The sequence below is a fragment of the Pseudomonas serbiensis genome (genome assembly GCF_030580745.1).
GTDB classification, from domain to species: domain Bacteria; phylum Pseudomonadota; class Gammaproteobacteria; order Pseudomonadales; family Pseudomonadaceae; genus Aquipseudomonas; species Aquipseudomonas serbiensis.
On sequence record NZ_JAUQOO010000005.1, the window covers coordinates 17,784 to 31,639 of the forward strand.

Annotated in this window: 15 protein-coding genes; 1 reads left to right on the forward strand and 14 read right to left on the reverse strand. The window is 57.2% G+C overall.

What is annotated here, in order from left to right; translation table 11 throughout:
• The 7 genes from tssJ to tssF all read right to left on the reverse strand — a co-directional run bounded on the left by tssJ (window position 1) and on the right by tssF (window position 8,903).
• Window positions 1–501, reverse strand: a complete 501-nt coding sequence (gene tssJ / locus Q6A51_RS08410; RefSeq protein ID WP_201017094.1) for a type VI secretion system lipoprotein TssJ — start codon at window positions 499–501, stop codon at window positions 1–3.
• Window positions 502–506: 5 nt separating this feature from the next.
• A complete protein-coding gene (tagH, locus tag Q6A51_RS08415; RefSeq protein WP_201000630.1) occupies window positions 507–1,703 on the reverse strand; it encodes a type VI secretion system-associated FHA domain protein TagH in 1,197 nt (398 codons plus the stop codon).
• Window positions 1,704–1,720: 17 nt separating this feature from the next.
• Entirely contained in the window at window positions 1,721–1,861 is a 141-nt protein-coding gene (locus tag Q6A51_RS08420) for a hypothetical protein (RefSeq protein WP_025260177.1), read from the reverse strand.
• An 87-nt stretch (window positions 1,862–1,948) separates the two neighbouring features.
• Window positions 1,949–3,466: a sigma-54 interaction domain-containing protein gene (locus Q6A51_RS08425; protein ID WP_201017093.1), complete on the reverse strand. Its 1,518-nt coding sequence runs from the start codon at window positions 3,464–3,466 to the stop codon at window positions 1,949–1,951.
• Window positions 3,467–3,476: 10 nt separating this feature from the next.
• On the reverse strand, window positions 3,477–6,131 hold the full coding sequence (tssH, locus tag Q6A51_RS08430; protein ID WP_304574537.1) for a type VI secretion system ATPase TssH: 2,655 nt from the start codon (window positions 6,129–6,131) through the stop codon (window positions 3,477–3,479).
• A 13-nt stretch (window positions 6,132–6,144) separates the two neighbouring features.
• A complete protein-coding gene (gene tssG / locus Q6A51_RS08435; RefSeq protein WP_201000623.1) occupies window positions 6,145–7,152 on the reverse strand; it encodes a type VI secretion system baseplate subunit TssG in 1,008 nt (335 codons plus the stop codon).
• Window positions 7,116–8,903 carry a type VI secretion system baseplate subunit TssF gene (tssF, locus tag Q6A51_RS08440; protein ID WP_304574538.1) on the reverse strand — a complete coding sequence of 596 codons (1,788 nt, stop codon included), beginning with the start codon at window positions 8,901–8,903 and terminating at the stop codon, window positions 7,116–7,118. Before tssF ends, tssG begins: the two co-directional genes overlap by 37 nt.
• A 26-nt stretch (window positions 8,904–8,929) precedes the next feature.
• Between tssF and Q6A51_RS08445 the strand changes: the two genes are divergently transcribed.
• Window positions 8,930–9,184: a hypothetical protein gene (locus tag Q6A51_RS08445; protein WP_304574539.1), complete on the forward strand. Its 255-nt coding sequence runs from the start codon at window positions 8,930–8,932 to the stop codon at window positions 9,182–9,184.
• Between the two features lie 95 nt (window positions 9,185–9,279).
• On the opposite strand, the gene Q6A51_RS08450 is transcribed toward Q6A51_RS08445, so the two are convergent.
• From Q6A51_RS08450 to tssB, 7 genes are read right to left on the reverse strand one after another with little or no spacing between them, the layout of a single operon-like run.
• Window positions 9,280–9,729, reverse strand: a complete 450-nt coding sequence (locus Q6A51_RS08450) for a hypothetical protein (protein ID WP_304574540.1) — start codon at window positions 9,727–9,729, stop codon at window positions 9,280–9,282.
• Complete coding sequence (locus tag Q6A51_RS08455; protein WP_304574541.1) at window positions 9,717–10,160, reverse strand: hypothetical protein; 444 nt, start codon at window positions 10,158–10,160, stop codon at window positions 9,717–9,719. The genes Q6A51_RS08450 and Q6A51_RS08455 overlap by 13 nt, the downstream gene beginning before the upstream one ends.
• Window positions 10,160–10,909, reverse strand: a complete 750-nt coding sequence (locus Q6A51_RS08460) for an alpha/beta hydrolase family protein (RefSeq protein WP_304574542.1) — start codon at window positions 10,907–10,909, stop codon at window positions 10,160–10,162. Before Q6A51_RS08460 ends, Q6A51_RS08455 begins: the two co-directional genes overlap by 1 nt.
• A 5-nt stretch (window positions 10,910–10,914) precedes the next feature.
• Window positions 10,915–11,415 carry a PAAR domain-containing protein gene (locus Q6A51_RS08465; RefSeq protein WP_304574543.1) on the reverse strand — a complete coding sequence of 167 codons (501 nt, stop codon included), beginning with the start codon at window positions 11,413–11,415 and terminating at the stop codon, window positions 10,915–10,917.
• A 10-nt stretch (window positions 11,416–11,425) separates the two neighbouring features.
• Entirely contained in the window at window positions 11,426–11,833 is a 408-nt protein-coding gene (gene tssE, locus Q6A51_RS08470; RefSeq protein ID WP_304574544.1) for a type VI secretion system baseplate subunit TssE, read from the reverse strand.
• 10 nt (window positions 11,834–11,843) lie between these two features.
• Window positions 11,844–13,319 (reverse strand): type VI secretion system contractile sheath large subunit, encoded by a 1,476-nt coding sequence (tssC, locus tag Q6A51_RS08475; RefSeq protein ID WP_007934527.1) that lies wholly within the window; start codon window positions 13,317–13,319, stop codon window positions 11,844–11,846.
• 28 nt (window positions 13,320–13,347) lie between these two features.
• The gene (gene tssB, locus Q6A51_RS08480; protein ID WP_008073455.1) at window positions 13,348–13,851 is read right to left on the reverse strand and encodes a type VI secretion system contractile sheath small subunit; all 504 of its coding nucleotides are present in this window, start codon (window positions 13,849–13,851) and stop codon (window positions 13,348–13,350) included.
• Window positions 13,852–13,856: the final 5 nt, after the last annotated feature.

Sequence of the window (13,856 nt, forward strand, 5' to 3'; positions counted from 1 at the left end):
TCAGTCAACTGCCTTGGCGAGGGATTCATTGGGGCTGCGAATGCCGTTCTGATCGAGGGTCAGTTCGGCGTTGGTGAGGGCCAGAGGGGTCACTTGCAGCGTGTAGCGCCATCTGGTTTCCGGCAGGTCACGATAGGCGGCGAGGACACCGACGTAGCGGCTACCCTCACCCACGCTGAGCTTGAGCTCGACGGTCTCGCCCGGGCGCAGCTCCAGTTCCTCGCTTGCTACCATGTCCGGAGCCAGGGACTCCTTGGCGCGCTCGTACAGGCTGAAGAAGTCTGCGTTCTCGAATGCGACCGGGTGCTTGAGCTCAAACAGGCGCACCACGATCGGTGACGGGCGACCGTTGAGGTCCGGGTTCAACTGATCGCTGGCCGTCAGCTTCAGGTTGAGCTTGGTGATATGCGAATACGGCGAGAGCGTTGAGCAGCCGGCCAGCAGCACCAAGGCGGTCAGCGCAGCCAGCGTTTTAGAGAAAGCAGTCGTACTGCGAAACATGCGCATCATCCTTGGTGGTCGGTGTGGAGGGTGGAAATCAGGCGAATCTGTTCTTCGTAAGCCTGGGCGAAGTCACGGGCCAACAAACGCTCGCTCCAGTCATCATCCTGACGCAAGGCCTGGTGATAACGCCCGTAAGCTCTCCAGCGACTGCCGGAGGTAGCGAGCAGCGGTTTGTTATCGCGCTCGAAACGCAGGGTGAGCTGTTGCGGCGAGAAGTGTTCCAGAGTGCCGCGAACGGCGGCACGGCTGGCCGTCAGCAACGCAACCTGATGTGCCTGCAGGTCGCGGAACGCACGGGATATCGCCTGCTCGGCCGGTAGCTGCCCGGGCTTGTTCGGTTGCAACAGAATGCCCAGTGCTTCGCTGGTGTCGACGGCAAACTTCAACGGGTTCTTCTGAGTGCCTTGCACTGTGGTCTGTGCAAGGCGCAATTCGTTTTTCAGCTCGCTGCGCGTGCGCAGGCTCTGTTGCAGACCGCCGACGCTTTGCTTGAGCAAGCGGGCGGCGTTCAACGCCAGTGCTTCTTTGGCATCATGGTCGAGACCGTTCAGGTCCACGCCCAGAGCAGCAGAAAACTTGTCCCAGAAACTGTCGGGCTGACGCTCGACCGGTATTGGTGCCGGCGCAGGTTCAGGCTTTTTCGCGACCTCGATCAGCTCCGGTACCAACAGGCTTTCCATGTCGATGCGGGCATAGTCGGCGCGCTGGCGGCCGTCATCGATGCTTGTGTTCGGAGAAATCAGTTCCTCGATTTCCGAATAGACACGCTCCTGCTGATCAAGGGCGTTGAGCGGGTCCAGGTCGAGGAAAGCATCGTCAGGAATGATGCTGCCGGCTGCCTGTGGCCGACCGACTTCCACGTCGAACGTCGCCGGGTCGCGAACCAGACGTGCACGAATCTCGAAGTCACCCAGGACATACACGCTGCCGTGTTCTATACGTACGGCCTCACCTTTGCGCAGGCGCGCACCGTTGGCGCTGTCCTGGATACCGTTGCTGCTGGTATCGGTCAGGAAAAACGTGCCTTCACGGTAGCTGATCAGCGCGTGGTGGTTGGACAGGTGCCGCTTGCGGTCCGGGATGATCCAGTCGCAGTCCTCTCCCCGACCAATCACGCCACCAGCCTGCTTGAAGGTCTTCTGGCACAACTCCGTGGGCACGAACTGCTTGGTGTTAAGCATTTCGAAAACCAGTTCCATGATGATGCTCCTTGCGGTCACTTGCCGCGGTTGACCGCCTGCGGATCACCCAATGGGCGATAGGTGTTGTCATTGAATTTGTAATTGCCGCTGCAGCCGCCAAGGCCACATAGAACGACAAGTGTCAGCAGGAAGGCTTGCCAGTGACGAACAGACATCAGAGGGTCTCCAGAAGTAAGCACAAAGCGCCGAACCTTTCGGGTGGCGCTGTTAGAAGCGGACAAGGGAAAAGCGAATCTTTTTGCCTACCCATTGAATTCACCCAGATTGATATTCAGGCGCTCAAGGCGGTAAAGCAGCGTGCGTCTCGGCAGGCCGAGTTCACGGGCGGAAAGGGTCTGGTTGCCGTCGTTCTTGCGCAGGCAATCGAGGAGCAGGCAGCGTTCCACCTGCTCCAGCCGTTCACGCAGATTCAGACTGCTGTCCATGGGAACGGTTTCTGCACGAAGGGAAAAATGCTCGGCCAGCAACTCGCCGCCTTCGCACAGCAAAACGGCACGTTCGACCAGCCCTTTGAGTTCCCGCACGTTGCCCGGGAACGCATAACTGGACAGGTGAGTCAGGGCCGAATCCGACCAGCGCAACGGGTCACGTTGCAGGAACGCACAGGTCTTGTCGGCAAAGTGCCGGGCCAGGTCGAGAATGTCGCCTTCGCGATGACGCAGGGCCGGCAGCTCAATGGGGAATTGCGCGAGACGGTAGTACAAGTCCTCGCGGAACGTGCCTTCATTGACCATCACCGACAAGTCTCGGTGCGTGGCGGCGATGATGCGTACGTCGATCTTGTGTGTGTCGTTGGAACCCAGCGGGCGGATCTCGCCTTCCTGCAACACGCGCAGCAGCTTGGCTTGCAGAGCCAGTGGCATGTCGCCGATTTCGTCGAGCAACAGAGTGCCACCATTGGCTGCGTCGAAAAGACCCTCACGGTCAACGTCAGCACCGGTGAATGCACCTTTGCGATAACCGAACAGCTCGCTTTCGAGCAGGTTTTCCGGGAAGGCTGCACAGTTCTGCACGATGAATGCCTTTGAGCGACGTGGCCCGAAGTCGTGAATTGCCCGTGCGACCACTTCCTTGCCGGTGCCGGTCTCGCCGCGCAACAGCACTGTGTACGGGCTGTGCAGGACTTTACTGATCATCGAATAGGTACGGCGCATGCTGGCGCTCTTCCCGATCAAACCGTAATCGCTGGCATTGGGCACACGGGCCAATGCAGTGGGTAGCTCATCGGCGGGTTGACGCAGACGTTGCAGCAGATGCAGTTGGCCAAGCACGAACGAGCCAAGCTGCCCGAGGGAATCAGCAAAGCCTTGCAGGTCGACATGCTGGCGGCTCGCGCATAACAACACGCCTTCAACGGCTTTTTGATGATTGACCATCGGCACACAGAGCAGCGACTGCCATGGGGTGGCCTGTGCCGGCAGGAAACTGGTTTCGTGCAGGCTACCGCTCAGTTCACTGAGAAATATCACGCGGTTCTGGCACAGGGCGAACTGCAACAGCTGTTCGCCGTTGTAATCCACCGGCAAGCTCGCTGCCTCCCGGGGTTGCAGGATGCCGTCAAGGCATTCGGCATTCATGCCCAGGCAGGTGTGGGTGGCATCCATCAGGTAAACCTGAGTCAGCTCGCACCCGCTGAGCTCGGCCAGCCCACGCACAAAACCACTCAGCAGATCGGCACCGTTGGCCGCTCGCGACAGTTCAGAGAACTGCGCGAGCAAGGCTTCGGCATAGGCCAGCGGCTGTGGCACCTGAGTGAACATCACACCCACCTCAGGCGAACTCGCAGGTCACGCTGGCGTTGCCGTCGAGCGTGGCGTGAACCCGCTTGAGGCTTTCACCGGTGGCCATTGCGTCGAGCAGGCGGTCGGCCACCAGCGGCAGAACGTGCTGATCCAGCAGATGATCGATCAGGCGTGCACCGCTTTCGCTTTGAGTGCAGCGCTCGGACAGGTGATCCACAAGGTTCTGGCACCAGGTGAACTCCAGCTGACGACGATTCAGACGCTCGCCCAGACGACCGAGTTTGATTTCGATCAGTTCGCGCAGCACCGGGCCACCTACCGGGTAGTACGGCACAACGCGCATGCGTGCCAGCAGCGCCGGTTTGAAGTGCTTGCTGAGAACCGGGCGAATGGTTTCTTCAAGCACTTCAGCGGATGGACGCTCGCCGTTTTCGCACAGTTCGGCGATGCGGTCGCTGCCCAGGTTCGAGGTCATCAGGATCAGGGTATTGCGGAAGTCGATCTCGCGCCCTTCCCCGTCGTTGGCCACGCCTTTGTCGAAGATCTGGTAAAACAGGTTGAGCACATCCGGGTCAGCCTTCTCTACCTCATCCAGCAGCACCACGGAGTAAGGCTTCTGGCGCACGGCTTCGGTGAGCATGCCGCCTTCGCCGTAACCGACATAGCCCGGTGGAGCACCGATCAGGCGGGAAACAGTGTGCTTCTCCTGGAATTCGGACATGTTGATCGTGGTGATGAAACGATCACCGCCGTACAGCAAATCCGCAAGCGCCAGCGCGGTTTCGGTCTTGCCGACACCGCTAGGACCGACCAGCAGGAACACGCCCACCGGTGCATCGGGCTTGTTCAGGCCGGCAGCCGTGGCACGCATCGAACGATCCAGTGCATGTACGGCCTGTTCCTGGCCACGAATGCGTGTGCGCAGGTCAACGGCGAAACTGGCAACCTTGGCGTTGTGTTCACGGGCCAGTTGCGCCAGAGGTACGCCGGTCCAGGCACTGATCACTTCAGCCACCAGACGCGGGCAGACTTCAAAACTCACCAGACGCTCTTTGGTCTGGGCGGCGGTCAGAGCGCTGTGGGTCTGGTTCAGCTCGGCTTCCAGAGCCTCGACGCTCAAGACCTCGTCGGTTTCGTTGGTCAGGGTTTCAATCACCGTGCCTTCGGCGTCTTCTTCGACGCTGATGGTCGGTTCGACCGCCGCAGCTTCGCGGGCCTTGGCCAATTGCTGACGCAGTTCCAGCAGGCGCTCGGCCAGTTGTTTCTGCTCGGTCCACTGGGTTTCCAGAGCGGTCATTTCGCTTTGGGCTTCTTCCAGCCGAGCTTCCAGCGCATCCAGCGCTTCGTGGTCAATCAGCAGACCGGCCTCGGCATCACGACGCAGTGCCTGGCGCTGACGGCCACCTTCAGCCAGTTCACCGCGCAGGCGTTCAAGGCTTTCCGGTGCAGCAGCAAGGCTGATGCGCACACGGGCACACGCGGTATCGAGAACGTCGACAGCCTTGTCCGGCAACTGACGGCCTGCCAGATAACGGGCAGACAACTCGGCGGCGGAAACCACCGCGTCATCACGCAGATAGATACCATGGCTCTTTTCATAGACCTGAGCCAGGCCACGAAGAATGGTCACTGCCTCGCTGACGGTCGGTTCGTGCAGTTGCACTGGCTGGAAACGACGGGCCAGGGCCGGGTCTTTTTCAAAGTACTTCTTGTACTCCGCCCAGGTGGTCGCGGCGATGGTGCGCAACTCGCCACGGGCCAGGGCCGGCTTGAGCAGGTTGGCGGCATCGGAGCCACCGGCATTGCCGCCCGCACCGATCAGGGTGTGGGCTTCGTCGATGAACAGGATGATAGGTTTTGGCGAGGCCTTGACTTCGTCGATCACGCCTTTGAGACGTCGCTCGAACTCACCTTTGACGCTGGCACCGGCCTGAAGCAGCCCCATGTCCAGGGACAGAAGCTCTACGCCCTTGAGGACTTGTGGTACTTCACCGGCGGCAATACGCGAGGCCAGGCCTTCAACGATAGCGGTTTTACCCACGCCGGCTTCACCGACCACAATCGGGTTGTTCTTGCGGCGACGTGCAAGGATATCGACCATCTGACGGATTGCGCCGTCGCGGCACAGCACAGGATCGAGTTTGCCGTCGCGGGCCTGTTGGGTCAGGTTATGAGTAAAGCGCTCCAGCAGCAATTCACCCTGCACTGCCGGTTTGCCGCTGGCCGGTTGCTCTTTCTGGGACAGAGCGAACTCTTTCAGGCGTTCGACATTCAGTTTTGCCAGCAATGGCTGGTAACGGCTGCCAGCGTAGCGCATCGGATTGCGCAGCAGTGCAAGGATCAGCGCGGCTTGCTCGACCTGACTCTGGCCCAGTTCAAGGTTGGCCACCAACAGTGCGTCTTGCAGCCATTGGACTAACTCTGGCGCGAACACCGGGTTGCGTGAGGCGCTGTGCTCGACACGCGATTGCAACGCGGCGCTTAGCTCACCTGCATCCACTTCGGCATCCTGCAATGCGCGAGTGAGCAGGCCTTGCGGGCGCTCCAGCAGGCCCAGCAACAAGTCTTCGACAAGGATTTTGCTACCGCCACGGGCAACGCAGCGCTCGGCTGAACGCTCCAGATCACGGCGGGTTTCGGCGTCCAGTGCCTGAATAAGTTGTTGCAGGTCTACGTTGATCATGGGTCATCTGTCCTTAATGAATTTTGCTGCCCAGGGTTACCACACCGTCCGCTTTTTCGCGGCCGAGCCAACTGGTCCATCCCAGGCGACAGGCGTTTTGTTCACCGATGCGCAGTTCGCGGATTTCTTCCTGGCGCAATACCAGGCGAATGTCGTAATCAAGCGGGTCACGCAAGGTGAACCGCACCAGCGCGCAGAGCGGCTGATAACCGAAACCGATCGGCAGGAATTCGTGAAAGCGTTGCCAGTCGAGCTCGCGGATGTGAATGCGAAACTTGCCGCTGCGATCACGTACGTGTTCGCCCAGCACAAGGTCTTCCCCAAGCATGCTGTTGGCACGGCCCAGACGATTGCGCTGCTCTTCGAGAATTTCCACACGCCGCTCAATGCACTGCTCGATGGTCAGTTCAGCGTGCTTGAAGTAGTAACGCAGCACCGCTTCGATCAGCGCGGCCGAGTGAGCGCGCAGGCTGAGCAAGCCCAGGTACGGTAACAAGCGCTTCCAGTTCAGTTCCTTGGCGCGTCGGATCTCTTCACTGCCAAGGCCGATCAAGGCAAAAAGATGCGAAGAAAACGGATCGATTGCACCGCTCTCAAAGCTGGCGCGATAGCGGTACTTCTTCCAGATCGGCAGCATCAGCCGTTGCAGGCGATGGTGAAACAGGTCAAGGAAGTTACGGGTCGGGTTGCCGTCCTCGCTGTCGCCCAGAGCCTGTTCGCCGTAAAACGCAGGCAGCGGCGAACCGGAACCTACCAGGCCGATCAGGTTGAAACGCATGCGCGCACGCATCTGCCCGTGTTCTTCAAAAAACTCCACGCGATCAACGTCACTGCCAGGGAAACCCAGGCTCGGGTTGGCCTGGAATTCAAGCTGGTCATAAAGGTCGTCTTCGCTCAGGTACGGGTGCGCATCGCGCAGCCGGTCGATTACCAGCAACACGGCCTGAAACAGCGAGTACTCGCGTATACCTCGGGTCAGCCCGCTTAAAGCAGGGGCTGCAGGCCCATACGTGGTGTCCATTGGTACACCTCTCCCTGTGTGCTTTTTACCCGCAGCTCATGGTACGAATTGAGACTGGCGTAAAGCGCGAAAAACTCGTTGAGAACCGAAGCGAACACGAACAGGTCGCCTTCGCCGATATACCCTTCCGGGTCGATGGTCAGTTCGGTGCGCAAACCGCGTACCGGCAGACCACGGTGCAACCGATCCACGTGTTGATGCCTGATCGACTTGAGCCCGCCCAGCAGGCGCTTGCTGACCTTTTCCGCATGCTGGTCGTAATAGCGCGGCAGGTCGTAGGTTTCGAGAATCACCTTCAGTGCATTGACGTCGGCCAGGGACAAATAGTTAAGCGACATGTTGCTGATCAGCTTCCACAGGAAGTCACGGTTCAGCGGCGGCGCAAAACTCGAAGTGGCCGGCGTGATATTGCGGAAACTCAGGAACTCCGGCGTCTCTTCGCACGCCATGCAGATATCACCGAGCTTGAGCTTGCGCGGCAGGTTCTGGTTGGTACACATCAGCTCGATGGACAGGGTTTCGTGGGCTTCGGTATGGCGGATGCCGAAGCTCAGGTAGGTGTCGAGGCCGTCATGCAGCAAGGATGAACGCTGGCGGATGCTGTAATGCGGGCGGCTGTTGGGTACGTCGAAACTCGGGTCGTGCTCGAAGGACTCGAACGGCACGTATTCCTGATAACCGAGGCCGCCGGGCTTCCAGCCGGTCACGGTTTCTACCGAGAACACGCCGCAGTTTTCCAGATCGTATTCCGCTGGCAACAGCAGGTACTCGTCCTGTTTGCCATCAAGGCGAATCGGCAGCGCATCGTGCGGAAACAGATTGACGATGGGCGTGCAGAACAGTTTCACGTTATCCAGGGTCGGACGCAGGCGCTGGATACCGCTTTTACGGATATCGAAACGCAGCTCCAGACCACGCATCTGCTTGAGGGTGTCTTGCGGCAGCGCTTTGAGAATATCCAGGCCGTTGATGTCGACGAACAGGAACTTGTCCTGGAAAGCGAAGTATTCCTGCAGGTAGCGGTAACCGCGGAAAGTGTTCAGCGGATAAGGAATCAACGCCTCCTCTTCGGCAAAACCCACCGGCTGCACGCGATCGCCCGGCATCTTGAATGCCATCGGAATATCGTTGACGCCTTTGATAGGTTTGCCGGCACCATCCAGCGGAATCAGTTCGATGCCTTCCAGATTGCGCAGCAGGCTGAGATAAAGCATCTGGCTGATATAGCGTTCACCGGCGAAGTGCAGGCGCAGACGGCTCAGTTCCAGTTCGCCAAGGTGACCGTCAGCACTCATCTCCAGACGCAGGCTCAACAGCGAACCGTCGCCCTTCACCGAGTAATTCAGCGCCGCCAGATCCAGCGGCAACACTTCGGTCGGGTAGCAGGTACGGAAACGGCAGCGCACGTCATCCTTGGGCACGCTCTCGACGGGCGTATCACGCTCCACCATCAACGCAGGCCCGGAACGCTTGAGCGGATCGAACTGCAAAATGCTGAACGCCGGCAGCGGCCGCATATAGTTGGGCCACAGCAACTGCATCAGCGAATGGCTGAGCTCCGGCAATTCGTCATCGAGCTTCTGGCGCAGGCGCCCGGTCAGGAATGCAAAACCTTCCAGCAACCGCTCCACATCCGGATCACGCCCGGCCTGCCCCAGAAAAGGCGCCAATGCCGGGCTACGCTCGGCGAAACGGCGGCCCAACTGACGCAGTGCGGTGAGTTCGCTTTGGTAGTAGTGGTTAAAGGACACGGATTACCTGCCTGGTAGTTGTGCTCATGGAAAAACTGTTCTGCTGGATGATCTGCGCCGAGCAATTAGAAAATTTCACTGAACACCCATTTATTGAATCGATGAAGTGCTACAAGACCTGTAACTGGAGCAATCAAAAGAGAAAAGCTATCCTGAAAGCTCTTGGACCTTATAAAAATAACAAGCGCCCTTGCAAAGCAACAAAACACAAGCAGCATCATCGGAACATAAAGGATCAAACAAAGAAGAAACAGACCCTTATAGATATCGATACTCTCTGAAACCCCTAAAGACTCAAAGTTTACTAGCCACTCGGTTTTTGGGGTAGTGAATGAAAAAGTCATAAAAACTGCCAGAATCAGATAATAGGAAATCTTCATATATCAACACCACGCCCTGCACGCCTCGCTGATACCACTCCGGTTACTTTGCCCGAGACAAATATTGCAACAACAGTCAACCCTCCTGTCAAAACACTGTAAGCCAAGGCGCGCACAGGGTAGAGAGGAAGCAGATAAGTCAATATGGCTCCCACCATAAAAAACAAAATAGCCAATTTTATTGTAAGCCTCGGTATCAGAGCCACAATAAAATTCACCGCAACGAAAACATAAAAAATCAAATACATGGCCATCCCAATGGATGCACCCCGGGCAGTCAGCCCGTCAAAAACATACTTATAGAGTGATACACCATAATAATTAACAACCACGTAGGCCACGCACGCAAAAAAATGGATGACCAACCCTGTGATTACTCGAGTCATCATTTTTTCCAGAACCGTAAACTTGGTCGCAGGCATCGTCTCCAGTCTCAGCACCTCCACGCTGCACCTCCTAGGCTATCAATGCTACAAACCACACTGGCATTTTTTACTTGAAAATGGCTCATGTCGACTTTTGTTACATCGGCAAAAAATAATCTGTCAGATGCTCCAAGATTCAGGCCCGATTGATCAAATGGCACGTTTGAAAAGAACTGCGGCAGCAGAATCAAAGTCAGCAAACTCAAAAGCCATAATGCAAGATAAGCATAATTACTTCGCATCTCGCATGCAGTCCAGCCTTTAAAGAAACCATACCCTATGGCGAGCTGCAAAATAACAAAAGAAACAACGGACAAGGGAGCAGAAACAAAATAACTGTATGGTTCAGCAACGCCAAATCTGAAAACCAAATAAGCTTCAAACAATGCAAAAGGGAAAACCATTGCGAGTGCAATAACAATCATCGCTTTGACTTTACGAGCACTGCTCATCAACGCAAGCCCTCGGCGTACAGAGATTTTGCCAGTTCAAGCCGACGCTGCTCCCCCGAAGCACCATCGATGCCGTAGTAAAAGTGTCCCATGCCTTCGCCATTACTGGCAGACTCTGTCATTTGCCAGCCAAGTAAAGGAGCATTCACCGCCAAGTCTACAAAAGACATACCTGCATGTATGGGATCGCCATGAGCCTTCAGGTCCAGTACGACAACATTCTTGATGAGTGCGTTCTGCCTTGTCTCCGCCAGCATTTCCTCAGAAATGGGTGAGCCGATCAAGACCAAGTAATCAACAGGCTGCCCTTTATCTGCATAATAAAGAGCCGACTGAGCAGCAACGAGCGATCCAAAAGAATAGCCAATAAGATTGAACTGGCCTCCGGCAGGAATAGGTTTATTCACACCTAGCGATTCCAGACTCCAATCAGCTTCGATACTGTAAGGACCGGAGTCTGATATGCCGTTGATTTTTTTAAGGCGATAGCGGTGCTTGTTTACACCCGCTACAGCATCAACATACTGCCCAGCTGTATTCCGCCCTACTACTGCACCACTGATCCCAACCTTTCTTAGCGACTTTACCTGATCCTCGATATATCCCCCGGCCATACCCGCTCCACCCAAATAAACCGTCAAGCCTTCCTTCACCATAATATTTTTCGGTGTTTTATCGGCCGTAGCGGTGCTGCTGGTCGAAGCGATTTTCTTATAAATTCCTGTCGGAGTTTCCAGTACCTCAGTCATTTGCATCAATCCTCTGATGCAATGTAGATATCGATTTTTTCCGCGCTCTGGTGACGCGCCAATCGATGAGTCAGACCTTTCTCACTGGTAACTCCCTCTTCTTGCATACCGTTTTCCCGGACCAACATATACCGACGGTTCGCCAAGACCGCTCCGCTTTCGTCAGTCAACACAAACTGCTCATCAAAACCAGGCAAAGGCAACGGCGGCACAAACGGCACCGGCGTATGCGAATTCCCGATAATCACCGTCCCGGACCCGGCCGTTACCTTGTTGCCATGACTACCGACGGAGCCTACGGTCGCAGCCGGTTTGCCGTTGATCAGAACGGTCGTTGCAAGATCACCCACCAACGCACCGCCACAGGCCGAGGCATCGCCCTGGCGGGCGGCCGGGAGGCCGTCGAAGAATACGTCGCCGGAACCGGCGGCAATCGGGTTTGTGCCGTGGCCGGATACAGGGCAAGCAGTCGGGTCGGATACACGTGCTGCGGGTTTACCGGACATCGGAGCCTCCTTAGTTGACCTTCACTTGACCACTGCCATCCAGGCGAGCGGCGAAACTGACCTGGCGCTTGAAACCATCAACTTCCAGCAGGCCTTCGATGCTGAAGGACAGGCGAAGCTGATCGTTGTCACGCGGCAGGGAAATGACACGCACGTTGCTCAGGCGCGGCTCGTAGGCTTCGATGAAGCCCTCGATGGCCAGGCGTGCCTGACTCAATGAGTCGTGCAGGCTCAGGCGCATGTCATTGAGATCGGGTAGCCCGTAATCGGACAGCGTTTGCACGCTGCCCGCACGGGTGCTGAGCATCTTGGCCAGATGGGCAGCCACGGACGACATGGCAGAAACCTCGCGGCTCCATCCGACGCGCTGATCTGCGTCGCCACCAAGGCGTTCAAAAAGGCTGCCGTATCCAGTCATGAATCGCTCCTTACTCTTTGTCCAGCTTGCCAACCAGCGACAGGGTGAAATCTGCACCCATGTACTTGAAGTGCGGGCGCACGTTCAGGCTGACGCGGTACCAGCCTGGCTCGCCTTCTACATCGCTGACGATGATCTGGGCAGCGCGCAGAGGACGACGGCCACGCACTTCGGCGCTCGGGTTTTCCTGGTCGGCCACGTACTGGCGGATCCACTTGTTGAGTTCCAGCTCGAGGTCGGTGCGCTCTTTCCACGAACCGAGTTGCTCGCGCTGCAGCACTTTCAGGTAGTGAGCCAGGCGGTTGACGATCATCATGTACGGCAGTTGGGTGCCGAGCTTGTAGTTCAGCTCTGCAGCCTTGCCTTCAGCGCTGATGCCGAAGAATTTCGGCTTCTGTACCGAGCTTGCGGAGAAGAACGCCGCGTTGTCGGAGCCTTTGCGCATGGTCAGGGAGATGAAGCCTTCCTCGGCCAGTTCGTATTCACGACGGTCGCTGACCAGAACCTCGGTAGGAATCTTGGTCTCGATTTCGCCCATGCTCTCGAAATGGTGCAACGGCAGGTCTTCAACAGCACCACCGCTCTGTGGGCCGATGATGTTCGGGCACCAGCGGAATTTGGCGAAGCTGTCGGTCAGTTTGGTGCCGAATGCGTAGGCCGTGTTGCCCCACAGGTAATGCTCGTGGCTGTTGGCGACGGTTTCCTTGTACACGAACGACTTGACCGGGTTTTCTTCCGGGTCGTACGGGTTACGCAGCAGGAAGCGCGGCACGGTCAGGCCAACGTAACGGGAGTCTTCCGACTGGCGGAAGCTCTGCCATTTGGCGAATTGCGGGCCCTCGAAGTGATCTTTCAGATCCTTCAGGTCCGGCAGACCGGTGAAGCTTTCCAGGCCGAAGAATTTCGGGCCGGCAGCAGCAATGAACGGTGCGTGGGACATGCAGGCTACGCTGGACACGTACTGCATCAGTTTCACGTCCGGCGAGCTTGGGGACATGTAGTAGTTGGCGATGATCGCACCAACCGGCTGACCACCGAACTGGCCGTATTCAGCGGTGTAGATGTGCTTGTACAGGCCCGACTGCATCACTTCCGGCGAATCTTCGAAGTCGTCCAGCAGGTCGTCCTTGGAGACGTTGAGGATTTCGATCTTGATGTTTTCGCGGAAGTTGGTGCGGTCGACCAACAGTTGCAGACCACGCCACGACGACTCCAGGGACTGGAAGTCAGGGTGGTGCAGGATTTCGTCCATCTGGCGGCTGAGCTTGGCATCGATCTCGGCGATCATGCGGTCGACCATGGCCTTCTTGACCGGCTCGCCGTTGTTCTGCGGCTTGAGCAGTTCTTCGATGAAGGCCGATACGCCGCGCTTGGCGATGTCGTAGGCTTCGTCGTCCGGTGTCAGACGGGTTTCAGCGATGATGCTGTCGAGAATGCTGTATTCGCCGCTCTCGTTGCTCTTTTGCTGTGCTGCGCTAGTGCTCATTGTGTTGGCTTCCTTGGCTGATAGGGACTCAGGCGTCAGGTGCTGCGGCGTTCAAGCCCAGCTCACCCAGTACACGACCGCGGGATTCGTCGTCGGCGAGAACGCCTTCGATGGCTTTGCGGAACGCAGGCGCATTACCCAGCGGGCCTTTGAGGGCCACCAGCGCGTCGCGCAGTTCCATCAGTTTTTTCAGCTCAGGCACTTGCTCGACCAGGCTGGCAGGGTTGAAATCCTTCATCGAATTGACGCGCAGTTTCACGGCCAGCTCTTCAGTGTCGCTTTCTTCCTGAAGACGGTTCGGCACGCTCAATGTCAGACTCAGCTCTTGCTTGGCCAGCACTTCGTCAAACGTCATTTTGTCGATGCTGATCGGCTTGCGATCTTCGATCTTGCGTTCGTCCTTGCGGTGGGTGTAGTCACCGATTGCAAGCAGTTTCAACGGCAGTTCGATCTCTTCCTGTGCACCACCGGTGGCAGGTTTGAAAGTGACGTTGATACGTTCCTTGGGGGCTACCGAGCCTTCTTTGGCCATGGCTT